At 58.7% G+C, this 24,200-nt stretch carries 17 protein-coding genes; 8 read left to right on the top strand and 9 right to left on the bottom strand.

Annotation, left to right across the window (positions count from 1 at the left end):
* Window positions 1-155: 155 nt before the first annotated feature.
* From BSF79_RS20335 to BSF79_RS18565, 4 genes are all read right to left on the bottom strand, one after another.
* On the bottom strand, window positions 156-275 hold the full coding sequence (locus tag BSF79_RS20335) for a hypothetical protein (RefSeq protein WP_425443247.1): 120 nt from the start codon (window positions 273-275) through the stop codon (window positions 156-158).
* Window positions 276-454: 179 nt separating this feature from the next.
* Entirely contained in the window at window positions 455-784 is a 330-nt protein-coding gene (locus tag BSF79_RS18575; RefSeq protein WP_090271330.1) for a hypothetical protein, read from the bottom strand.
* A 123-nt stretch (window positions 785-907) separates the two neighbouring features.
* Window positions 908-2,989: a calcium-binding protein gene (locus tag BSF79_RS18570; protein ID WP_090271329.1), complete on the bottom strand. Its 2,082-nt coding sequence runs from the start codon at window positions 2,987-2,989 to the stop codon at window positions 908-910.
* Between the two features lie 81 nt (window positions 2,990-3,070).
* Complete coding sequence (locus BSF79_RS18565; RefSeq protein ID WP_090271328.1) at window positions 3,071-4,495, bottom strand: calcium-binding protein; 1,425 nt, start codon at window positions 4,493-4,495, stop codon at window positions 3,071-3,073.
* A 157-nt stretch (window positions 4,496-4,652) separates the two neighbouring features.
* Between BSF79_RS18565 and BSF79_RS18560 the strand changes: the two genes are divergently transcribed.
* Both BSF79_RS18560 and ilvD read left to right on the top strand, forming a co-directional pair.
* Window positions 4,653-9,266: a choice-of-anchor I family protein gene (locus tag BSF79_RS18560; RefSeq protein WP_245776454.1), complete on the top strand. Its 4,614-nt coding sequence runs from the start codon at window positions 4,653-4,655 to the stop codon at window positions 9,264-9,266.
* Between the two features lie 212 nt (window positions 9,267-9,478).
* Window positions 9,479-11,320, top strand: coding sequence for a dihydroxy-acid dehydratase (gene ilvD / locus BSF79_RS18555; protein WP_090271327.1), 1,842 nt, complete (start codon window positions 9,479-9,481; stop codon window positions 11,318-11,320).
* Window positions 11,321-11,409: 89 nt separating this feature from the next.
* Here ilvD and BSF79_RS18550 read toward each other — a convergent pair whose 3' ends face one another.
* Window positions 11,410-12,864, bottom strand: coding sequence for a calcium-binding protein (locus tag BSF79_RS18550; protein WP_090271326.1), 1,455 nt, complete (start codon window positions 12,862-12,864; stop codon window positions 11,410-11,412).
* A gap of 156 nt (window positions 12,865-13,020) precedes the next feature.
* Window positions 13,021-13,989: a glycosyltransferase family 2 protein gene (locus tag BSF79_RS18545; protein ID WP_245776453.1), complete on the bottom strand. Its 969-nt coding sequence runs from the start codon at window positions 13,987-13,989 to the stop codon at window positions 13,021-13,023.
* A gap of 241 nt (window positions 13,990-14,230) precedes the next feature.
* On the opposite strand from BSF79_RS18545, the gene BSF79_RS18540 reads away from it, so the two are divergent.
* The 3 genes from BSF79_RS18540 to BSF79_RS18530 are packed head-to-tail and all read left to right on the top strand — an operon-like array spanning window position 14,231 to window position 16,385.
* Complete coding sequence (locus tag BSF79_RS18540; RefSeq protein WP_090271325.1) at window positions 14,231-15,634, top strand: DUF2793 domain-containing protein; 1,404 nt, start codon at window positions 14,231-14,233, stop codon at window positions 15,632-15,634.
* A gap of 11 nt (window positions 15,635-15,645) precedes the next feature.
* Entirely contained in the window at window positions 15,646-15,957 is a 312-nt protein-coding gene (locus BSF79_RS18535; RefSeq protein ID WP_090271324.1) for a hypothetical protein, read from the top strand.
* Window positions 15,957-16,385: a DUF4376 domain-containing protein gene (locus BSF79_RS18530; RefSeq protein WP_090271323.1), complete on the top strand. Its 429-nt coding sequence runs from the start codon at window positions 15,957-15,959 to the stop codon at window positions 16,383-16,385. Before BSF79_RS18535 ends, BSF79_RS18530 begins: the two co-directional genes overlap by 1 nt.
* Here BSF79_RS18530 and BSF79_RS18525 read toward each other — a convergent pair.
* Window positions 16,380-18,203, bottom strand: coding sequence for a glycosyltransferase family 2 protein (locus tag BSF79_RS18525; protein ID WP_090271322.1), 1,824 nt, complete (start codon window positions 18,201-18,203; stop codon window positions 16,380-16,382). The two genes, BSF79_RS18530 and BSF79_RS18525, sit on opposite strands and share 6 nt — an antisense overlap.
* Window positions 18,204-18,257: 54 nt before the next feature.
* Here BSF79_RS18525 and BSF79_RS19605 point away from each other — a divergent pair, with 54 nt between their 5' ends.
* Genes BSF79_RS19605 through BSF79_RS18515 form a run of 3 tightly spaced genes read left to right on the top strand, consistent with a single transcriptional unit; the run spans window position 18,258 to window position 21,886 of the window.
* Entirely contained in the window at window positions 18,258-18,461 is a 204-nt protein-coding gene (locus BSF79_RS19605) for a hypothetical protein (protein WP_139246496.1), read from the top strand.
* Between the two features lie 40 nt (window positions 18,462-18,501).
* Window positions 18,502-19,050, top strand: a complete 549-nt coding sequence (locus BSF79_RS18520; protein ID WP_090271321.1) for a LuxQ periplasmic sensor domain-containing protein — start codon at window positions 18,502-18,504, stop codon at window positions 19,048-19,050.
* A gap of 40 nt (window positions 19,051-19,090) precedes the next feature.
* Window positions 19,091-21,886: a glycosyltransferase gene (locus tag BSF79_RS18515; RefSeq protein WP_090271320.1), complete on the top strand. Its 2,796-nt coding sequence runs from the start codon at window positions 19,091-19,093 to the stop codon at window positions 21,884-21,886.
* Window positions 21,887-21,926: 40 nt separating this feature from the next.
* Here the strand turns inward: BSF79_RS18515 and BSF79_RS18510 are convergent, their stop codons facing one another.
* Both BSF79_RS18510 and galE read right to left on the bottom strand, forming a co-directional pair.
* A complete protein-coding gene (locus BSF79_RS18510; protein WP_281248654.1) occupies window positions 21,927-23,033 on the bottom strand; it encodes a polysaccharide biosynthesis/export family protein in 1,107 nt (368 codons plus the stop codon).
* Between the two features lie 155 nt (window positions 23,034-23,188).
* Window positions 23,189-24,172: a UDP-glucose 4-epimerase GalE gene (gene galE, locus BSF79_RS18505; protein WP_090271318.1), complete on the bottom strand. Its 984-nt coding sequence runs from the start codon at window positions 24,170-24,172 to the stop codon at window positions 23,189-23,191.
* Between the last annotated feature and the right edge of the window lie 28 nt (window positions 24,173-24,200).

The raw sequence follows: 24,200 nt of genomic DNA, 5'->3' as shown, positions 1-24,200 counted from the left end.
CCGACACGACATCGGACCCTGAACACCCCCAGCAAAGGCCGCCACCCGTCGCTGCACCCACGCAAACCACCATTCTGTAACCATTAGCCTTCCGGGCAACAGATTACAGTATGGAAAACCACCGTCAGCGAAAAAATGTATACAGAAAAGGCTGATTATGTTTTTGCGGCGCCGTCTCGGGGCAGATTTCTGCGCGACAAGGGGCGGTTTTGAACACCGTGCAGGCGGTCGTTTCCCTGTCCGCCAGAGATCGTGTCCCATCCATTATTGCCGATGATGGTGTCCGAAACATCCGTGTCAGATGTGCCCGCAATCAACAGGTCAGGGCCGTTCCCGGCGCGGATCAGGCCCTGCCCGGCATTGATTTCAACCGCAGCGGTTTGGTCAGACAGGTTGATCCGGTCATCCCCGATCGACCCCAGATATTACAGCAAGGGCTGCCCCCCAAGGGCGACTAGCCAAGCTTTCGATCCGGCCGCGCAGGTCTACTTCTCCGTCGGTGGCCTGTTGCAGGCGGACGATGTCCTGAAAGGTGGTTGAACTGGCTCAGTTGCGCGACAGTGAGCTGCCCACCGCCGCGCAGAACCTCGATTGAACCAATGTCACCCCAAGACAGGTCATAGAGCGCGCCATTGTCCAAAATATCCTGCCCGTCACCGCCTGCAATGTGAAACCATTCAGGTTGCGGGTTTTCGGACAGGCGAAAGGTGTCATCACCGTTGTTCCCGAACATTTCGCTTTCGATACCTGCGGTCAGCAGATCATGCGCCTGCATGCCCCCCATGCCATTGATGGTGTCGTTTTCACTGGTTCCTTACAGAGTTTCGTCGCCCTCGGTGCCGGTAATTATGCTCATTGAAGTCTTCCTTGAATGAAAAGAGGGGCATCTTTTGGTTTGGGTCTGGGGTTAGGCCAGCAGGTCGTAGTCTATTCCGGCAAGGCGGATGTTGATGGCGTCCTGTGCGGCACCGTCCACGAGGGCCCACAGAATCTGCCCGGTGGGACGGAAGATCACGAAAGCCTCGTCAATGGTGGCGTCGCCCGCGCCGGGGGTGTTTGCGAGATTGACCTGAAACCAGCTTGCCTGTGCGCCGTCCCGGTTGGTGGTCAGGTGATCCCCCTCGACCGAGGAAAAATCCTGTATCCAGTCGCTGCCGTGATCGGGCAGCGATGCGTGAAAGAACGCGTCCGCTCCGGCGCCGCCATTCAGCCGGTCATAGCCCGAGCCACCATTGAGGAAATCACCCCCAGCGCCGCCAAACAGCACATCCCCCCAGGCCCCGCCGGTCAGTGCATCATTGCCCTCCTGACCAATCAGCGTATCTGCGCCGAGGCCACCATCCAAACTGTCATTACCCGTGCCACCATAGGCCAGATCATTGCCCATGCCGCCGCTGATCGTGTCATTTCCCTGACCACCAATGATCGTATCGGACAGGTCCGCCCCGATGGGTTGATAGGCGGCACGCAGGCTGGCGGTGAACAGGAAACTGTCATCCCCCATCAGCAGGTCGTCGCCATCGCCGCCGTTCAGGGCGTCGCGCCCGAACCCGCCGATCAGCGTGTCATTTCCCGCATCCCCGCGCAGCAGGTCATCGCCGTCAAACCCGATCAGGCGGTCATCGCCCGTTCCACCATCCAATGCGTCCGCCCCGTCGCCACCATCCAGCCGATCATTGCCCTCGCCGCCGGACAGGATATCTGTCCCCGTGCCGCCGATCAGCGCGTCATCGTCTCCAGATCCGGTCAGGCTGTCATTGCCGCCCTGTCCATTCAGGTGCCCGGCTTCGGTCAGGGTTTGGGCATCATCGCCGTCGCCCAGAAGGGTAAAGGCGGTGAGGTCGATTTCGCGGGTTTCCTCCAGATAGGTGACGACCAAACGCCCGTCCGCCGTCAGGGTCAGGAGGCTTTCGAAGCGGGACAACCCCATGTCATGCCAGACCACCTCGGGGCTGGTCAGGGCGGTGCCATCCTCGGCGAATTGTTGCAGTACCAGTTCATCATCGACAAGATGTGCCACCAGAAACCGCTCGTCGGACAGGGCGATGGCTTCGTGCAGGTAGCGGCCGATTGGCAGGGTGTACGCATCGCCGACCGGGGCGCCAGTGGCATCATAACGTTGTGCCTGTGTGGTCTCGGTGTTGAAGTGAAAGCCGCTTTGCCACAGGATGACGAACCCGCCATCCGAGGTCGGCGCGATGTCGCTGCGCCCGTTGTTGCTGCTGTTCTCCGGGCCCACCATGATCGGGCCACTGCGGGGGGTGCCGTCGGCTTCGACGATTTGCACCAGCACATTATCGGCTTGTACCTGTGAATAGGGCGGAACATCGGCCGACAGGGTGGTGTCTGTCCAGGAAACGGCAAAGGCTCCGTCGGCCAGTTGCACGATATCCTCGATATGGGTGCCAAAGCGATTGTCGCTTGTGACGGTCAAAAGCAGGATCGGAGCGGCCAGCGCGGTACCATCCGCCGCGTGATGCTGCAGATAGACATGTTGCGGTTCAAAGATATCGACCCAGAGCCGGGCAAAGGCGCCGGTGTCGCTGGGCAGGATTTGCGGATCGGCAAAGCTTTCATCTGCGAGCAGCGGAGTGCGGACCACATCCAGCAAATCCCGGGCGGCATCCAGCACCCGTACGTCCTGGGTTTCCACGTCATTGATGTTATCCGTGGTATAGCGCCGCCATGTCATTACCAGGCTGCCATCCTCCAGCGCGCCAAGCGCCAGATCGAAATGCAGGACGCGGCTGAGGGTGGGGTCGCTGGCTGAAATCAGGATTGGATCGGGCGTGTCACCGTCGGTCGGGTAGAGTTGCAGATAAAGGGCGGTCTGGAACCGATCGCCACTATCCAAGGAGTATAAAACCGCTGTGCCCCCTGAGGAGAGATCTATCCGGGCGGTTTGTGTCCCCAGATTGCTGAAATCGACTTGGGGAAGATAGGGAGCAGGGTCGGTCAGGAAATCAAAAGCGACAGTAATATCGGGCATGGAAAATCCCCTAAATTAGACAACAGCCTTATAATATCAGGCTGTGGTTTGTTATTTTAAAAGCAATTGAACCCTTTCATTTTACCACGCCAAGAGATCGTAATCTACCCCGGCGAGACGAAGGTTTATTTCATTCTGGCCGCCGCCATCCACCAGCGCCCAGATAATTTGTTGGGTCGGGATGTAGATTATGAATGCCTCTTGCACGCCGAGCTGTCCGGCATCGGTGGTTTCAGAAAAATTGGCCTGAAACTGATCGACCGTGGCGGCCGCCCCGAAGTGCAGCACATCCCCATCTGCGGCGGAATAGTCCTGTATCCAGTCTGACCCATGATCCGTAACCCCCAAATGGAAGAACCGATCCGCCCCCGCCCCGCCATTTACCCGGTCATAGCCAAAGCCGCCGTTGATGAAATCATTGCCGTTGCCGCCAAAAATTTCGTCTGACCAGGCCTGGCCGGTGAGCTGATCATCCCCGTCGCCGCCGATCACCGTATCCACACCATAGCTGCCGGCGATTACATCGTTGCCGACATCGCCGCGCAACTCGTCATTGCCGTAACTGCCGTCGATCGTGTCATCCCCATTGCCGCCATAAACGATATCGCGCAGGTCGGCCTGCGTGTCGCCCGCCAGTATCCAGTCATTGCCATCGCCGCCGATCAGCGTGTCATTACCATCGCCACCAGACAGGATGTCATCGCCCGCCCCCCCATCCAGCCTGTCCGCGCCGCCGCCGCCCAGCAGGGTATCGGCGCCTTCCAGCCCGCTCAGGATATCGTCCTGTTCTGTTCCTACCAGTTGCTCACTTTGGGCGCTGCCGTGCAGGATCAGGCCAGTGGCGAGAGCCAGTTCGCCCAAAGTGCCGCCGCGCATTTCATAGCCCCATAATCCAATGGCGCCCGTGTTGCCGGTGGTCGTGGCTAGGCTGTCCGGCGGTGTTTCAATCCATTCGGGTTCTGGCAATCGGGCCGAGGCCAGCCCTGCCTGCGCCCCGGTGTCCAAAAGCCCGCTGCCGATGGTCCATCCGATGTGTTCATACCGAAACACGATGTCGAAATCGCCCCCGCCCTGATCGATCAGTTGCAATTGAAACGTGTTGCTGACCGTCGCATTCCGTCGGTAAACGCCGACATCGTCCCAAGTGATGGTGACCGTATCGGTGCCGGTGTCGATATCAACCCAGATCCCCCCACTTTCGGCACCTTCACCATCCAGACGCGTATCCACATCCCCCCAAAACGGGGCAATCACATCCTGTGTGATCTGGACATTGTCCGCCGTGGGATAAGTCGGAAGAGGGGATACAAAAGACAGGGTGCCATTAGTGTTCACGAACACCGAGCTGGCGTCGTAAAATACGCCAAAATAGTTCAGCCCACCCTCGAAAACACCCGACAGATCCAGTTCCAGAGATCCGTCATCACTGCGTGGAATAGCGGTTTCCCCATATCCTTCTGCGCCGCCCAACCCGGTTTGTGCGACACCATTCCCTGTGACTGGCATGATCCCATCCTTTCTGTCGCACAGGATGGGCGCGGGATGTTCCGGGCGGGTTAATCGTGATTATCAAAATTCTGCATTTTTAAGACGAGTTTTAAAAAAACCGTCATGTCCAATTGCTAGCGCTGTGCGGGATTTTGTTTTTTTGAGGAACACTCTGATGACCTATACATTGCAATTGCTGCATGCGAACGATCTGGAAGGCGGAGTCGAAGCCTTGGGGCGGGCCGCCACCTTTACCGCGATCGAAGATGCGTTGGATGACACCTATGCCAACACGATCACCGTTTCGGCCGGTGACAACTATATCCCCGGTCCGTTTTTTTCCACGGCGGCGGATTTTTCGATGGGTGGGACACTAAGTGCCGCGCTGGAGCGTTATTTCGAAGAATTGCTGGGTTTTGACTTGGAAGCTGCAGGCATCACCATTGATGCAGGGCGTGGCGCGGGGCGTGTGGACGTGTCGATTATGAACGTGATCGGGTTTGATGCCTCGGCTGTGGGCAACCACGAATTCGACCCTGGCACGTCGGCCTTTGCGGAAATCATCGGGTCCGAAGGCGGCGATGGCGTGATCGAATGGATCGGCGCAACCTTTCCCTACCTGACCTCTAACATTGATTTCAGCGCGGACGGTGCGCTGGGGTGGGCGTTCACTTCGGATGTTCTGACAGCGGATGTGTTCAACGAAAGCGCAACCGATCTGGCGGCTGGACTTACCACGGCTGATATCGCGCCCTCGACCATCGTCGTTGAAAATGGCGAACAGATCGGGATCGTGGGGGCCACCACGCAGTTGATCGAAACGATTTCTTCGACTGGCGGAGCACAGGAAACCACGGGCGGGATCAATGATATGGCCGCGCTTGCCGCGGTGTTGCAGCCTGAAATCAATACGTTGATCGACATGGGCGTGGACAAGATCATCCTGACCACCCACCTGCAGCAGATTTCGCTGGAAGAAGAGCTGGCAACCTTGCTGGAAGGTGTGGACATCATCATTGCGGGTGGGTCGAACACGCTGCAGGCCGATGAAACCGACACCTTGCTGAACGGCGATGAGGCCGCGCGGAGCTATCCGGTCATGGCCACGGGTGCCGATGGGAACCCCACGGTGATCGTGTCGACGGATGGCGAGTACAGCTATGTCGGACGTCTGGTCGTGGAGTTCGACGATAACGGCGTGATCCTGCCCGACAGCATCGACGCTGCCGTTTCGGGCGCCTATGCCGCGCGCGATGACGTGTTGATCGCAACCGTCGGATCGGTAACCGGTGCGATTGGGATCGACACCACCGAAGCTGCTGAAGCCCCCGCCGGGACCGACACCGCCGCCACGGGCCAGGTCAGTATGTTCGTTGAGGGCAATATTCTGGTGGTTGAAGGCACGTTTGAAAACGTGGGCACCTTGCGCGATGTCAGTGCCGATGGGCTGGATGCCGAAGGCAACCCGGTTGATGCGGTTCATCTGCACACGGGCGCTGCCGGGGCGAATGGCCCGGTTATGCGGGCGCTGACCGTCACCGACAATGGCGACGGTTCGGGCCAGTACGAAGGTCGTTTCCTGCTGACCGGCGAAGAACTGGCTGAACTGGATGCGGGCAATGTTTACGTCAACATCCACACCGAAGCCGCCCCTGCGGGGCTGTTGCGGGCACAGTTGCCAGCTGCGGCTGACCTGACGGATGTCACCCCCACCGTCAACGCCGCGCTTGGTTTGTCGTCTGCCGCTGATATTGTGTCTGACCTGACCGACGCCGTGACCGAGATTGTCGAAGCTCGTGATGCCGTGACCTATGGCTATCACGAGGTTTATCTGGATGGGCGTCGCGCCACGGTGCGGACCGAAGAAAGCAACCTGGGTAATCTGGCAGCAGACGCCGCGCTGGAGGCGGCACAGGAGGCCGATGAAACGGTCACCGTATCGCTGCGCAATGGCGGAGGTATTCGCGCCGAGATCGGCGGGTCGGACAACGACGGGCTGAACGAAGGCGACGGGATCCTGTCGCAGTTGGATGTGGAAAACACGCTGCGGTTTAACAACAGTCTGGCACTGGTGACGGTTTCATCCGAAGGCCTGCTGATGCTGCTGGAGCATGGCGTGGCTGATACCGACACCGATGCAGGCAACACCCCCGGTCGGTTCCCACAGATTGGTGGGATGCGTTTCTCGTTCGACGAAAGCCAGACAGCACAGGAGCTGGCCACCGACGGGGATGGAAATTACCTGATCGACGCAGAAACCGGTATGCCGCAGGTCGCGGTTGAAGGGGGGCGCATCCAGACCGTCGCGCTGATTGATCCGGAAACCGGTGAAGACATCATCATCGTTGAAAACGGTGAACTGACCGACGCCGCTCCGGCGCAGATCCGCATGGTGACGCTGAACTTCCTGGCCGATAACAACGGCGATGGCTATCCGTTCCAGGAGCTGGCCATCGATATCCAGTACGTGACCGATGACGGGGGCGTGACCGCTGATGGGGATGCCGAAAACCTGTTGGGCGAACAGCAGGCCTTTGCCGACTATTTCACCGATCATTACGGCGATGAAGACGATGCTTATGCGACCCCGGAACTGGATGTGGCAAATGATACCCGCATTATACAGCTGGCCCGCAATGGCGGCGTAGACAACATCACGCTGGATCAGCCGGATGAAACCATCGCAATCACCCGTCTGGGCGAATTGCAAAGTGGCGAAACCGAATTGTTCACCGGTGGGTCCGAAGTGGTCAGCACCGATGCTGGGATGGCCTATGTCACCAACGGTGCGCAGGATTGGATTGACGTATTCGACCTGACCACGCAAGAGCGCGTGAATACGTTCGATCTGAGCGGGATCGCGAACTACGACGGCGTACAGTCGGTTGCTGTTTCGGGTGGTCTGGTTGCTGCGGCTGTCGCCCGCGAGGCCGCGGATGGCTCGGCCATGAATGGTGTTGTGGCGCTGTTCGATGTCGAGGGGGCATTGCTGGCCACCCTCGAGGTGGGCAACCTGCCCGACATGGTGACCTTTACCCCCGATGGCAGCCGTATTCTGGTGGCCAACGAAGGGGAGCCTACTGATGATGGCAACCCTGCTGGGTCGGTATCGGTGATCAGTGGGCTGGATACTCCGGCCGCTGCAACGGTCACCACTTTGGGCTTTGATGCCTTCAACGGCCAAGAAGCCGATCTGCTGGCGCAGGGTATTCTTTTGGAACCGGGCGTCAGCGTCAGCGCCGATCTAGAGCCTGAATATATCGCCGTCAGCCCCGATGGCACCACTGCATGGGTCACCCTGCAAGAGGCCAACGCCTATGCGGTGATCGACCTGACCACCAACACCATTACCGAACTGCGGGGGCTTGGCCTGGTGGATCACAGCCTGGCCGAGAACGCGATTGATGCGTCTGACCGGGATGGGGCGATCAATCTGCAGACCTATGAAAACCTGTATGGCATGCGTCAGCCCGACTCGATCACGGCCTTTGAATCTGGTGGTGTGCTGTATTTTGCCACCGCCAACGAAGGTGATGCACGTGATGACACAGAATCGCGCATCAAGGATCTGAATCTGGACCCAACCGCTTTCCCGAATGCCGACATTCTGCAGGAGAACGAAAACTTCGGCCGCCTGAACGTGCGCAGCGATCTGGGCGATGCTGACGGGGATGGTGATTACGATGCCCTCTATGCCTATGGCGGTCGCAGCTTTACCATCTACAGCGCAGACGGCGAGATCGTGTTCGAAAGCGGTGCTTTGCTGTCGCAGCTGATCGCAGAAATCCACCCCGACCTGTTCAATCAGGACGAAGGCGAATTCGACAAGCGTTCGGATAATAAGGGGATCGAACCCGAAGCCATCACCGTGGGTGAGGTTGAGGGCCGTATGATGTTGTTTGTCGGGCTTGAACGCGACAGCGGTGTCATGGTGTTTGATATCACCGACCCGGCAGCGCCAGCCTATGTCAACTATATCGACAGCGAAGCCGAAGGGAACGTCAGCCCTGAAACCATCGCCTTTATTTCTGCTGACGAAAGCACCACTGGCACCGCGCAGATCCTGATCGCCTATGAAGGTGATGGGAACACGGCCATCTACGGTCTGGACGATATCACCGTCCAGACCGGCACGGCAGATGCGGATCGTTTGGTGGGCACCGCAATGGATGACCGGCTGAGCGGACTGGACGGAGCCGATACGCTGAACGGTGGCGCGGGCGACGATCTGATTATCGGCGGCGCCACGGATGCGGATCTGTCGGATCTGGTCTTTGCCGGGGCTGGCGATGACACTGTATCGGGGGGGGCTGGGAACGACCGCATCTTTGGTATGGAGGGCAGTGATAATCTGCAAGGGGACGCAGGTGGTGATTTCATTGCGGGCCAGGCGGGCAATGATACCATATCGGGCGGAACCTTGGGTGACACGCTGTTTGGCAATGATGGTGATGATTTCCTGAACGGTGGCTTTGGGTATGATCAGATGGTGGGTGGCGCCGGTGCGGACCGCTTCTATCATGCGGGGACAACTGGCCATGCCAGCGATTGGATCGCCGACTTTGAGGCAACCGACACGCTGGTCTTTGGCGGCACTGCCGATGCGGCTGATGATTTTGTGGTGCAACTCGCTGAAACCGCAGCCGCAGGACAAGAGGGCGTGGCCGAGGCCTTTGTGACTTATCGCGACAGCGGTCAGATCCTGTGGGCGCTGGTTGATGGTGCCGAGCTGGACCAGATCAATTTGACTGTCGCCGCCACTGGCGAAACCTTTGATCTGCTGGGGTAATCCTGGCGTCAGGCACAAAAAAGGCGCGCATGCTTCCCCATGCGCGCCTTTCTCTTTTCGGCCTGTCCCGGAGAGGGGCAACCGTTTTAGTGGTGCACTCTTTTAAGGGGTTGGCATTTTTTCGGCATCGGTGATTGTTCACACCTGCCCTTCTGCGCTATCTCTGCACCCTGAAGCGCACTGCCAGACGATAGCCTCGAAGGAAGAGACACATGCCGCATTACCGTTCCCGGCGATCCACACACGGCCGCAACATGGCGGGGGCCCGTGGGCTCTGGCGTGCAACCGGCATGACCGACAGCGATTTCGGCAAGCCGATCATCGCCGTGGTGAACTCGTTCACGCAATTTGTACCTGGTCACGTCCACCTGAAGGATCTGGGCCAGATGGTCGCGCGTGAGATCGAAGCCGCAGGCGGCGTCGCCAAGGAATTCAATACCATTGCCGTGGATGATGGCATTGCCATGGGCCATGACGGGATGCTCTATTCGCTGCCCTCGCGCGAATTGATCGCCGACAGCGTGGAATACATGGTCAACGCCCATTGCGCCGATGCGATGGTGTGCATTTCCAACTGCGATAAAATCACCCCCGGCATGATGATGGCCGCGATGCGCCTGAACATCCCAGTGATCTTTGTTTCTGGTGGCCCGATGGAGGCCGGCAAGATCACCGTCGACGATCTGGAACAATCGCTGGATCTGGTCGATGCGATGGTTGTCGCCGCTGATGAAAGCTATACCGACGCGCAGGTGGATGAAATCGAACGGGCCGCCTGCCCGACCTGCGGGTCGTGTTCGGGTATGTTTACCGCCAACTCGATGAACTGTCTGGCCGAGGCGCTGGGTCTGGCGCTGCCGGGCAACGGGTCAATGCTGGCCACCCATGCCGACCGCAAGGAATTGTTCCTTGAGGCCGGTCGCAAGATCGTGGACATCACCAAGCGCCACTATGAAAGCGAAGAACAGGGTCTGTTGCCGCGCGATATCGCCAGCTTCGCGGCCTTTGAAAACGCCATGAGCCTTGATATCGCCATGGGCGGGTCCACCAATACCGTTCTGCACCTGCTGGCCATCGCCTATGAGGGCAAGGTGAATTTCACCATGGACGATATTGACCGGCTGTCGCGCAAGGTGCCGGTGCTGTGCAAGGTCGCGCCCGCCAAGCAGGACGTGCATATGGAAGACATACACCGTGCAGGCGGCATCATGGCCATTCTGGGCGAGATGCTGCGTGGAGGGTTGCTGCATGGCGAGTGCCCCACCGTGCATTCGGCCACCATGGCTGATGCCATCGCCAAATGGGACGTGTCGGTTGCCAATGATCCGGTGATCGAAGAGTTTTACCGCGCGGCCCCCGGTGGTGTGCGCACCACTCAGGCCTTCTCGACCCAGAACCGGTACAAGGAACTGGACCGCGACCGCACCCACGGTGTGATCCGGTCTGTCGAAGGGGCCTTTTCCAAAGACGGCGGCCTAGCAGTTCTGTTCGGCAATATCGCCGAAAACGGCTGTATCGTGAAAACCGCAGGAGTGGATGACAGTATTCTGAAATTCACCGGCAAGGCTAAGGTGTTTGAATCCCAAGACGACTCGGTCTCCGGCATCCTGACCGGCAACGTCGAGGCCGGCGAGGTCGTGATCATTCGCTATGAAGGCCCGCGCGGCGGTCCGGGGATGCAGGAAATGCTCTATCCGACCAGTTATCTGAAATCCAAAGGTCTGGGCAAGAAATGCGCGCTCTTGACGGACGGGCGTTTCTCGGGCGGCACTTCGGGTCTGTCGATCGGGCACGTGTCGCCTGAGGCGGAAGAGGGTGGCCTGATCGGTCTGGTGGAAGCCGGCGATCTGATCGAAATCGACATTCCTAACCGGACCATCAACCTAGCGGTGGATGATGCCACGCTGGAGGCGCGCCGCACCGCCAAGGGCCCGCTGCCGTGGAAACCCGCCGCGCCGCGCCCGCGCGCCGTGTCCACCGCGCTCAAGGCCTATGCGATGCTGGCCTCTTCGGCGGCCAAAGGTGGCGTGCGGATCATTCCCGGCGACGACTAAACCGCCATTGATGCAGTTATAAAGGCTCGCCAAATGGCGGGCCTTTGGCTGAAACAGGGTCGAAAACCAGCGCGCGCTGTGCGAATGGATCAGAACAGGAAATCATCTGGCTCCCACATGTCGATATCAACCCGCGCCCCATTTTCGAGGTAGAGATCGATCCTTTCATTCCGCCAAATGATGCGCCCGCCCCATGAGGTTGATGTCAGTGTCAGGGCCGAGATGTCATAGACCATTCCCCAGTCATCCAGATTGACCCGGTCCAGCCCAGGCTGGAAATCGGTGATCCTGTCGGTCTGTCCGTCAGCAGTAAAGACGAACACATCTGCCCCAGCCCCACCTGTCAGCGTATCCTGCCCCGGTCCGGCGATCAGCGTGTCATCTCCGGCGTTTCCGGCGATCTGATCATCCCCCCAAAGCCCCATTAGCAGATCATCCTGCCCGGCCCCCGATAGGGTGTCGGATTGGCCCGAGCCTTGGACCAGATCGCCCAGATTGCCCAAAGGCAGCACCAGTTGCGCCACCCCAGATCCGTCTGCACCGGCCATCAGGACTTGCAGCTCATCGCCAATCACCACGGCGGTGAGTGATAGGATATGCCCGATATCCCAATCCGCCGATTGGGCCAGACTTTGATGATGATAAAGCTGCCCACCGGGTAACAATTCGAACAAGGACAGCCCGGCATCGGTTCCGCCAGTGACGATGAAACTGCGACCGGCGGCTTCGAAACTGTCCAGCGCCATGGCCCCAGCGAATCGGGTGGTTTGATCATCTAGGGCAATATCAGTGACAAACATCGCCCCCATTGGGTTCAACCTGATGGCAGATAAAGTATTGCTGGCGGCCGACACTCCGGCAATGAACCACTGCCCCCCCACGGACAGGGCGGTGATGTCTTCCAGCCCGTTGATCCAGAGCCCGTCCTTTGGACCGAGCGTATCGCGCAGCTCCAGATCGGTTTCGGTCACGACAAAACTGCTGAGCCCGTCTTCGGATGACGAGCTGCTGACCACAAATTCCTGTGTGCCGATGGACAGACGGATCAGATCCGAAACACCCGCAAGGATGGCCTTGGGCGTGTCTTTTTCTACGTCTTGCAGGGTAGCGACCTGCAATCCCGCATCCAGCCTGTACAGCCGCAGTTTGGCCGCCGCCGATGCGGGAGTGGCCAGAAGTAGCGGGGTACCGGAGGTGGGGATGACAACCATCTGTGAGAGGGTCAAAGGATGGCCTTGCGGATCCTCCAGTCTCCATTCCATCTGTAAGCGCCCCGAGCCGGTTTCACGGGCTAAAGATACCGCGCCGGTGGTGCCGCTCGACATCAGGGTCCAATCCTGACCGGCATGGTGGAGCGTGACCATATCGGCGAACGGGTAAGGGGCTTCGGTCGTGCCTATCCACAAGGTGCTTTGGGTCTGGGGCGTCTGGTTTTCGTCCAGGGTCAGAGCGTGGACCTCGCCCGTGGCACTGCTGGCGGCCCAGGCCCGGACCTGTCCCGTTTCCGGGTTCTCTAGTGACCAAATCCAATCGAACAGCCCCATTGATTGGGCATTTATGATTGCACGTATATTCCACGATTCCATACCAGCCCCTACAGCTCATTTTCTCAAGCATAAGCTGCTGCCGACATGGGGCCGGAGGGGTTTGGGTTTTGGGTTTTTTCTGGGAGATTCAGCGCAATATATTGAAAATTCTACTTAAATACGTCGTAAAAGGGCCGCCAGATACAAGGATAGATTGCCTTGCAGGCCCTGACGGTACAGACCGGCGCTCCAGACGAGGCGCAACCGGTGCGGGGCTGAACGATTACGCTCATGCGCGAATTGTTCCAACAACTGACGGTTTTCCGGCGCTAGCCTGTGGCTCGAAGCGGTCAGGGCTTTTATATTATAGGTATTCCATCGCCGGAACCGGCCAGAGATCAGCATCTTGAGGCGTTTTTTCTTGGCGGCAAAGCCACGATTGGCCCCGATCAGGTTGCTGCCATGCTGGCGGTATAGAATCTGGGGGACCTCATCAAACAGGACTTGGCCCCCTGCCCCCGCGATGATTTGATACAGCCACCAGTCATGGACCACGATTTTACGCGCCTCATGGCTGGCCGCACAGACAAGATCCAGCGCCGCGCGATTCAGAATCATGGTATTGCCTCCCGCCACGTTCTGCACCAGGGCGTGCCGGAATGAGGCAGGGCGCGACATCCCGCGGGACAAGCGATGGTTGTTGAGATCCTGATCGCATTCCCAGCTGCGCCCGCAATAGAGTAGTGGAGCGGAGGGATTGGGCGCCTTTTGCAACCGCGCCAGCCCCCGTTTCAGTTTGTGCGGCAGCCAGACATCGTCTTGATCAGATAACGCGATCACATCAATCCAGTCAGGGGTTTGCCGGAGCAGGTTGAGGAAGTTCTGTGCCGACCCGCGCTTGGGCCCCTTTAGCAGGGTGACGGGTAAATCGGGGTGGGCATTGGCGAAGCGGGTCAGGATATCCCATGTCTGGTCAGAGGAGCCATCGTCGCTGACCAGCAGTAAGTCAGGCCGGCAGGTCTGTGTCAGGTAACTGTCCAGCTGCTCTTGCAGATTGTCCGCGCCATTATACGTCGCCAGCAGAATGGCGATTGTCGCCGGTGCCCCGGTGTCAGTCTGGGGCATATTGAGATCGCTGGTCATGTTCGGAACATATCTGCTTTTTCTTTATCAAGGGGCTGTGGCTAGCTGTGACACAACCATAAGATAGTCCTTTTGACAATTCGCATAGCATAGGGGCACAGGGCCGCAAGCCTGGAGGCTCCTAACACTGCGGAAATATGAAGAAATCGTAAACACAGCAATCCTGCAATACAGTCTTCTTTCATCCCACCCCGATACACCTTCAGCAGTCCACTGGCACCACTGAACTCGGGAACGTATCATGTCACAGCTTTCTCCTAGGGTCGAACTTCCCTATTTGCAGCCATCGCAGGCGCAAAAACACGTCACCCACAATGAGGCGCTGCAGCGTCTGGATGCGGTGACGCAGCTTTCTTTGCAGGCGTTTTCAGAGACAATTCCGCCTGAACCCTCCCTCGCAGGAGAGATGTACGGGATTGGTCCTGGCGCGACCGGGGGCTGGGCCGGACAGGACGGGACGCTGGCCTATTGGGACGGGGCGGCATGGCTGTTCATCACGCCGCAAGAGGGGTGGCGCGCCTGGGGCGTGACGGAACAGGAGTTGCGGGTCTGGCGGGATAATATGTGGCAAAGCGCTGTCGAGATGTTGCAAAACCTGACGATGCTGGGCATTGGTACCAGTGCGGACAGTAGCAACCGGCTGGCGCTTGGGGCAGAGGGCGCTCTGTTCAGCCATGCCGGTGCCGGGCACCGGATTAGTATCAATAAGGCATCGGCGGAGGATACTGCCTCGGTTCTGTTTCAGTCAGGCTGGGCTGGGCATGCGGAAATGGGTCTGGCAGGGGACAACGCGTTTGCGTTGAAAATCAGTTCTGATGGACAGAGCTGGCAAACCGCATTGCGGGCGGATCCAGACGCGGAGGAAATAGCTCTGTCCCCGGCAGGCACTCCGCGCATGGTCTTACAGGACGGGGCCTTGCAGGTGGATGTGCCAGTAACCGGTACTGCGGTGCAATCCAGCGTGAAAGATACCAGCGTCGGGCGGTTGCTGAAGGTTGGCGCCTTTGGTCTTGGTGGGGCCGCTGCTGGCCTGACCGCCGCAGAAAATCTGGACGATATAGCGGCCAGTGGGCTGTACTATAATCCGCTTTCAGCAAACACGACGGACAATAATTACCCAGAAGCGTCCGCCGGGTCGTTGCTGGTGATTTATAATGGGCCGGGCGCATGTGTGCAGTATTTTACGGTATATGGGGCCAATCGTACCTATATCCGGTCGCGCGTGAGTGGTGGCTGGTCAGACTGGTCAATGCTGTACGGTCGGGACACGCTCGTCGGCACTGTGTCGCAGGCCGCTAGCGTGCCTACGGGCGCGATCATCGAGCGCGGCAGCAATTCCAACGGTGATTATGTGCGCTTTGCGGATGGGACACAGATCTGCACCATCGAGCGGATTGATACGTCTGTGCCAATCGACATCGAGTACTTGGGGGGGTATCGGTCCGTCGACGTATCGTGGACCTATCCTGCATCGTTCCTCGGTGTTCCTTTCTCCATCGCTATGCCCGTATCAGGCAGCGCTTTTGGTGTCTCCGCGAGAACCTATGGAAGTGCAGGGATTGCGAACTTTGTGTTCACCGCCGTGACCGCTCAATCAGCCACGGATCGAAGGTTTCGCGCCGCTGCCATTGGCCGCTGGTTCTGAGGAGAAAAACCATGAAAATCACACTGATCCCGCAGCGCCGCAATGAGGTTCTTGACCTGTCAAGATCCGGAGATACCCTGACCATCAACGGCGAGACCTTCGATCTGTCCGGTATCCCCGAGGGCGCGAGTCTGCCCCGCGATGCCGTGTCCTGTGACTGGCTGGCCTCGGATATCGAGCGGGTAGATGGCACGCTGCGCCTGTCGCTAATCCTGCCGCACGGGGCAACTGCGCCGGATGCGGCGACGTTCCCCACCCCAATTACGGTTACAGAGGACGGCCCGATTGACCTGCCGACCCATAGCATCGAGGAAGACGCCTGATGCCGAATATCGACCTTTCCCAACTGGTCACCGCAGAGGACAAGGCCACAACTGCCCGTGCGGCAAAATACGCCGATCTGGCCGATCTGCGCTGGCAGCGCGAAACTGGCGGTCTGGACCTTCCTGACGGGCTTTCTGTCACCACCACCCGTGAAGCGCAGGCCCAGATCGCCAGCACGGTGCAGAACATCAGCGCAGGCCTGATCACGGAACCGGTCGCGTGGAAACTGGCCAGCGGCTGGGCCGATCTGACTGCGGCCCAGATCACCGTCATCGCCGGGGCGGTCACAGATCATGTGAGATGCTGTTTTACCGCTGAACGCAATGTGGCCGGTCAGCTTGCCGCACAGCCCGGCTCCCTGTCCGGAATCGATCTTGATACCATTTTTGGCACAGCCTATGCGCAGGCGGCGCAACAGTGGTCATAATGACAAGGTCTGAGTGGCTTCGACCTGTGTTTCGGGGCATGCGATGGTGATATTGCTCTGCTCCAAAAGGTTAAAAAAGGCGTCCGGGAATTCAATAGCATACCCGTAAGCACGATCCGTGAAACAAGGATCGGGAACATGGCTGATCCCTATATGTTTTTCGGGCGCGTTTTGCGCAATATGGCCAATTTCATCCAAGACCTGTGGGTTGCTGCAATCGGCCCGGATCAGGACATCTACTTTCGTCACCGGTGGTGCATGAGGTTTGATGGCGGTGGGCAGCATGGCCCATTTCCGGGCTGCTTGTTCCGCATTCAGGCCTTGCGGGGCGATCCGGTGCCAATATTGGCTGATTCCACGATAATAGTGACGCAATCCGTGATAGGTGGTGCGTACGTGGGTGTCTGGGTTTCGGGTCAATGAGTGCACATCATCCAGCGCCAAGGCCAAGGGAACATCCGGCAGAATACGGCGCACAGCGCCGACGCCATACGCAGCCTCGACCCGCCAGATAAATTCCATATCCCCGGAGACTCTGATCTCATCCCAGCCGCCCAGAGCATCGGTGACGCCGCGCCGCACCAGAAACGAAGAATGGCTCCATTGCAGCAGGGCATGACCAAGCCGCCAATTCGTGGTGAAATGAAACGGCGGCCGGATCCGCGCCCAATAAGTCAGGACCCCCATCAGATCCGGATCCACGGCCAGCTCGGCCAATTGTGTGGCGATCTTTTGCGGATGTGACCAGTCGTCGGCATCATGGGTGGTGATGAAATCCCCCGTCGCGATGGCCAGCCCCCGGTTGCGCGCCGCATAGGCCCCCCCGTTCTGAGGGGCCTGAACCGGAATGATCCGTGGGTCCGCCTTGGCCAGTGCTACAATCTTTTCGAACGTATCATCGGGGCTGGCATCATCGACCACGATGATTTCCAGATTACGGTGGCTTTGTGTGCATACTCCCCGAAGCGCAGTTTCGATATGGTCCGATGCCTTGTAAGCGGGCATGATCACCGACACTTTCCCCATGTCTTCCGTGTTGGGATCGGACAGGCAGGGCACGGTGTTCAGGTTCCCCATCGCCAGAGGGAGTGAGGCGTTGCGACGTCGCAATGGCATCAGGCCGCGAGCTTCGAAAAGCGTATTGATCCGTCTGAGCTTGTCGCCATCCGGCTCCAGATTAGCCAGAGCCAGTTGCCGATCGGCCTTGTGATCGCCCGGGGGAATACGACCTAGTGCACGACGGGCTGCGGGCACCAGCCCGTGGCGCGCATAAATTACGCTTTTCGGGATCAACCGCATCGCCGAATGGGCATATTGCGCTGACATCCCGCCGATCCGCTCCAGGGCCATCAGGGCTCCGTCTTCATCCCCCTTGAAATCCAGCCAGACTGCCAGATGGCGCCCGGCTTCGAACCGGACCTGTTCGGGCAGCTCGGGCGTGTCGCACAGCGATCGTAGGTTTTTTTCGGCCAGATCAGGCAATCCTCCCCAAAGCTCAGCCTGCAATTTGCGCACGGTTTTTATGCCTGCGTGAATCTCGGCAGCGGCCCGGGTCGGGAAACGGGTCTCGGCCTGACCCTGCATCAGGTAGTGCACCAAGGGGTCGATCTGATGCTGAGAAATATCTGGGTAGCGGTCACGGTAAAATACCGCATCGAAATCCGGCCCCGGATTGCGACCCCACCTGCTGCCGTATTTGAGGTAATGCACGGCAGGATCTAGGCCGCTCAGGGGCACGTCAGAATAGTTTTCACAATACCATTGCGGATTGAAAAGCCCCGATTGGCTCAATAAACTTATCTGCTCATGTAGCGTCATGTGGTCTCATTTTCGAAAAGAACAGACACACCGACCGCAACACGGGGCCGGATATTGATTGCTGCGATTTTGACCGGTGTTGCGGGAAACGGCAATGCTATAGCCGCCTGCGGGCAGGTTCTGTCGAAAACCCGGGATATGACAGATGCGAAACCTCATACGGCTTTACAGCTCGGCAGGCGGGAAAAACCGGCTGCTGCTGATTTCTGCGGGGGATGGCTGGCCTTCGCACGACAAAATGACGATAAGTATCTCTAGCAGTTGAATCGCCACAATATTTTGATGGAGTAGTCTTCCAATGCCCGAAGCCCAAGAAGCGTCTGTTCTGAAAACCGCTGCCGAAAGTCACGCGGAAATCCAGAAGCTTTTGCGTAACGAAATCAATTCACTAAAGTCCCATCTGGATGCCAGACTCAAAGAAATCTCTGCCCTGACCGAGCAGATGGAAACCGTCGAGACGCAGACAGAGGCTGTTCTGGTTGATCGGATCGACGCCTTGAAAAAGCGCCATGCTGTCGAATTGCGTCTGGTTCATGTTCTGTATGCCAGCTGGCGGGACGGCCCCGCACATGGAGTGCCGCCTTTTGAGCAGCAGATTGATGCCCTTTCGGCTACGGATTTGTTTGACTCCGCTTGGTATCTGGAAACCTACCCCGATGTGGTAGAAGGCGGCAAAAGACCCAAAGAGCACTACGTGCGCTCCGGGGCATTTGAGGGGCGCAACCCCGGCCCGGATTTCGATACAATATCTTATTATATTGCAAACCCCGATGTCGCAGATACGGGTTGGCCGGCTTTGGTGCATTATGCCTTGTTTGGTAAAAACGAGGGCCGGGCGATCGCCTGACACCCACAGCCGGATCATGTGACCAACAAAGCAGACTTAAATGCCACATAGCCCTCAGGAGCTTTCCGAACCAGATAACTTTGATCCAATCTGGTATTTGCAGACCTATGCCGATGTGCGGGCCGCAGGAATCGATCCTTGGGATCATTATACTCAGGTCGGGCGTTCGGAAGGGCGGCATGGGGGGCCGGTCCAGGCGCGGGAACTGGACCACATATTGTGGCGCGGCTACGCGGATACCGCCGCTCCGGAACTGCGCCGCCTTCTGCACAAAGGTCCACCCCGCGAGCAGGCCGTGGCCGGCTGGGCACTGGCCCGCTGGGAAAAGGAACAGGGCAACCTGACAGCCGCGTTTGACGCAATCCAGGTGTTTCACGCTCATCCCGAAGGGATGCAGATTATTCGCCATCCGGGGCCTTACCTTTTGGGTGTACAGCTGGCACTGGCCTGCGAGGACCAGCCTGAGGCCGAAAAGATCCGTTCTGCAGGGATCGAACGCTTCGGCCCCCTACCTGATTTCGAACTGGCCGGGATGCTGTGCGCCGGGGCCCGCGGGCAGGATGACTGGGAACTGTCGCATTACCTGATCCGGCTTTATGTGCCACACAACGTGATGCCGATCACCCTGCGTCCGGATTGGGATGGGTCGCGGTTCGACCGGCTGGACGGGCAGCCCGGACCGTGGCTGGGGGCGCCTGCGGATACATTGCCTCGGATCAGCGTGATCATACCGGTGTTCAATGGTGCGCGCGGCCTGCCCACCGCGTTGCGCGGGCTGCGGGCGCAAACCTGGCCCAATCTGGAAATCATCGTGGTAGATGACGGATCAACGGATGATAGTCTGGCCATTGCCCGCCAGCAGGCTGACGAAGACCCCCGCATTCGCGTGATCCCCCATGAGCAAAACCAGGGGGCCTATCCGGCCCGCAACACCGGCTTTGCCGAGGCGCGGGGCGATTTCATCGCCGTCCATGATGCCGATGACTGGTCGCACCCACAGAAATTGGAACTGCAGGCCCGCCACCTGATAGATCAGCCCGAACTCAAGGCCACTGTGTCTCATTGGGTGCGGGTGGGGAATGATCTGGATATGACCCGCTGGCGCATGGAAGAGGCATGGATCTACCGCAATGTCTCGTCGTTGATGGTGCGGGCGGAATTGCGCGAGACGCTGGGGTATTGGGACCGGGTTCGGGTCAATGCTGATACCGAGTATTATTATCGCATCCTTGCCGCATATGGGCCAGATGCGATCCGCGAGGTCTGTGCCGGGCTGCCGCTGTCCTTTGGCCGGACGGAAACGCAATCCCTGACCATGCAAAGCGCCACCCATCTGCGCACCCAGTTCAAGGGCGTGCGGCGAGATTACATGGAGGCGGCGCATGACTGGCACGCCCGCGCCCATACAGCTGAAAACATGTATATGCCCTGCATCCCAGGTCAGCGCCCGTTCCGTGTGCCCGAGGCAATCGGGCTGGGCGATCCGCAAGGGCCAACCAGCGCCTATGACCTGCTGTCTGCCTCAGAGCTGTTTGACCCGGATTGGTATCGGCTCAGCAATCCCGATGTCCTGTTGGCTGATCTGAACCCCGTGCGCCACTACCTGAATGGCGGCGCCGGGGAAAACCGCGATCCGGGGCCTTTATTCAGCTCGGGCGGATACCGACGCGCGCAGGGGCTGGACGAAGATGCCATTCCGCTTCTGCATTATGAAGAAAATGGGCGCGCGGCAGCGGCAAAGCCCCTACCCGTTTTCCTTGGGGCTCTGGCGGATATCTCTGCGGATCTGCCGCGCACGCTGGTCTTTGCGCATACTTCAGGCAAAACTCTGTTCGGGGCGGAACGTAGCCTTTTGGGGGTGGTCGAACGCATGGCGCGGCGCGGCCAATGCCCGGTGGTTGTTCTGCCAACCCTGCGCAACATGGGCTATCTGGATCAGTTGCTGGAAATTTCGGCGGCGGTCGAAGTCCTGCCACAAATCTGGTGGCGTGTCTCGTGCCCGCCACAGCCGGAAACTGTCACGGCCATTCGCGGACTGATCCGTAAATACGGGTCGAAAGAAATCCATGTGAACACAATGGTTCTGGATGCGCCTTTGGTGGCCGCCCGCGCCGAAGGTTGCGAAAGCATTGTTCATGTCCGTGAATTGCCAGCTCAGGATGTGGCCCTGCGCCGCAATCTTGGGGCAGATGCCGAAACCCTGCGCCGGATCCTGTTGGAACAGGCTGACCGGTTCGTTGCCACCTCGCAGCCTGTCGCGGATTGGCTGGGCTGCCCGGATCGCACGGTGATCCGTCCCAATTCGGTGGATGAAGATCTGTTCAGCCTGCCATTTCAGCCGGAACAGTGCCTGAATGTGGCCCTGATCAGCAGCAACATTGCCAAAAAGGGCGTGGCTGATTTTCTGGCCGTCGCGCGACTGATCGCGGCTGAAGGGCGCCCCATCCGGTTCCGCCTGATCGGCCCCAACACACAGGATTTACATCTGCTGCGGCCCTGGCCCGACAATGTTGAATTCCGGGACTATGCAGCAACCCCGGCAGAGGCGCTGGCGCAGGCCGACATCGTTCTGAGCATTTCCAAATTTGCTGAATCATTCGGGCGCACGGTGATGGAGGCCATGGCCGCCGGGCGCCCTGTCGTTTGTTATGATCGCGGCGCGCCGCCATTCTTGGTCGAAAGCGGGGTGAGCGGATTTGTCGTGCCAAAGGACGACCCGCAAAGCGTGGCGAATGCGATCCTCGCACTGGAGGCCGCGCGGGGACAGTTGCTACACATGAGCAACGCCGCACGCCAATGCGCGCGCCTTTTGCAGGAACAGGCGATGCAGGCCTGACAAGGCAGTGTGGCAGGTCAGGCCTGCGCCATTTGAGTGGTCAGTTGGATATGTTGTTGACCGCATTGCTCACACCGACAACCGAGCCGATCAGGCCGAGAACCGTCCGGGCCGAGGTCACGACAGCCTCGGTGGCGAACACAGTGTCTTGCGGGTTGATGCCGAATTTGCGCGCAGCAAACAACCCATCTGCCGAAGTCAGGTCAAAGGTAAAAATAACCTGTTCCTGCGTGGGGCCTGCGGTGTTTTTGTGCAACGCTTTCGCTGGATAGTCGCGCAAAATCAGAACAGATTTCAGGTTGGCACGCCCATCGGACAGGCCGCCAATTGTCGAGAGGGCCTCCATCGCGGTGATATGTTCCCGTTCGAAATACACAAGTTCTTCGCGGCCGGTTGCGCCAAGCGCAGTAAAGAACCGTTGGTCTTCTTCGACCACAATCTTATCGTCGCCGCGCAGTGTGGTGTTCAGCTGGGGCTCGGACATCAGCCGCTCGGCCCGGATTTCGTAGCTGCTATTGCCACGGTTCAGACGCACGACCGGGTTGCGCAGATTGGCGCTGATGCCCCCCCCCTGCGCCAAAAGACTGACAATCGTATAATTGCGATCCGGAAGAGGATAGGTTCCTGGGCGGGACACGCCACCAACCAAATCCACCGAATTGCGCAACCCCGCTTGCAAAGACAGCTGCACCTGAGCCGAGGGGACAATAGGTTCGAGCGCCGCCTGAATTTTTTCGCGGGCCGCATCGGGGGTCATATTCCGCACCTGCACCGCGCCTAGATAGGGAATGAAAACCTCGCCCTTGGTGGAGACGGCCAGACTATCCAGCTTCGCCTGTTTGGTGCCGGTCGAAATCAGCAGCGAGTTTTCCTGACTGTCCCAAATGACAAGGTGCAACAAGTCGCCAGTTCGAATCAAAGGGCTTTGCGGACCACGCTGCGCATTGATCCAGTTATACGACCCTTTCCACCCGGTCACAGGCCATTCCCCGAGCACGTTGATATTGTCACGCGACACCGAAACGACTTGAAAACTTGGGTGTTCCCGATGTTTCTCGGCTAGGATTTCCGAGGACAAAGCCGCCCCCCGTGGCAAAGAGCACCCTGCGGTCAAAAGGAGCGAAAGGCATAAAGCCACCAAGGGCATAAAGCGCTGCATATTTACTGTCCTGAAAACTGCTTTATTTGAGAGGTTTGTATCGTCATATGCGCTGCAAAGACAGACCCAATCTAGCCCTGAGCCGAAGCCCTGCGGCCTTCTGCCCGTTGGATTTGCACTCTGGTCCATACGGCGTGCCGGGGCTATTTTGCATAGGGTGTACGCTGGTGCCAGCGCCAGGCGTCTGTGATCATCTGCGCCAATGTGGAACGATCCGGACACCAGCCCAGTTCGTCTTTGGCGCGCACCGAGCCAGATACCAGTTTGGTGCAATCGCCCGCCCGCCGCGGCCCTTCGGTACAGGGCACAGTCTGGCCTGTAGCACGGGCAGCCTCTTGCATGACTTCGCGGACGGAAAACCCGCTTCCAGTGCCCAGATTGAACACCCGGCTGCCCTTGCCCTGTTCCAGCCACTTCAGCCCCAGAACATGCGCATCGACCAAATCCATCACATGGACATAGTCCCGGATACATGTGCCATCAGGCGTGTCGTAATCCGTGCCGAAAATGGTCAAGTCATCGCGTTTTCCCGAAATCGCATCAAGGATCAGCGGGATCAGGTGCGTTTCAGGATGGTGCTGTTCGCCGACCTCGGCCGCTTCATCCGCGCCAGCCACGTTGAAGTATCGGAAAATCACCGCGTTCAGGCCATGTGAGACGCTGAAATCGCTCAACATATCCTCAATCGCGCGTTTACTGGCGCCATAGGCGTTGATGGGCAACTGCACGCTGCTTTCGTCCAGCACCACATTGTCCTGCTCGCCATAGGTTGCACAGGTCGAGGAAAATACAAAATTTCCACATCCGGCTGCGGCTGCAGCCTCGATCAGGTTCAGCGACCCATATGCGTTATTCAGCCAGTATTTCCCTGGGTCGGACATGCTTTCGCCAACCTGAGACAGGGCCGCGAAATGCATCGCGGCCGCGGGTTTGTATTTGGCAAACACTTCGTCCAGACGCGCGCGGTCCAGCAGATCACCTTTTTCAAACGGGCCGAATTTGACCGCGTCTTCCCAGCCGGTATACAGGTTGTCGAATGTCACGGGCGTATATCCCGCTGCCTTCAGCGCCTTGCAGGCGTGGCTGCCAATATAGCCAGCCCCGCCTGTGACCAGAATATTCGTCATAGGGTTTAGTTCCTTGTCACTGGACCGT

The organism is Thalassovita taeanensis, from assembly GCF_900110775.1.
Classification (GTDB): domain Bacteria; phylum Pseudomonadota; class Alphaproteobacteria; order Rhodobacterales; family Rhodobacteraceae; genus Litorimicrobium; species Litorimicrobium taeanense.
Note: the sequence above shows the minus strand (reverse complement) of the source record. Positions and strands in the feature narration are given on the sequence as shown.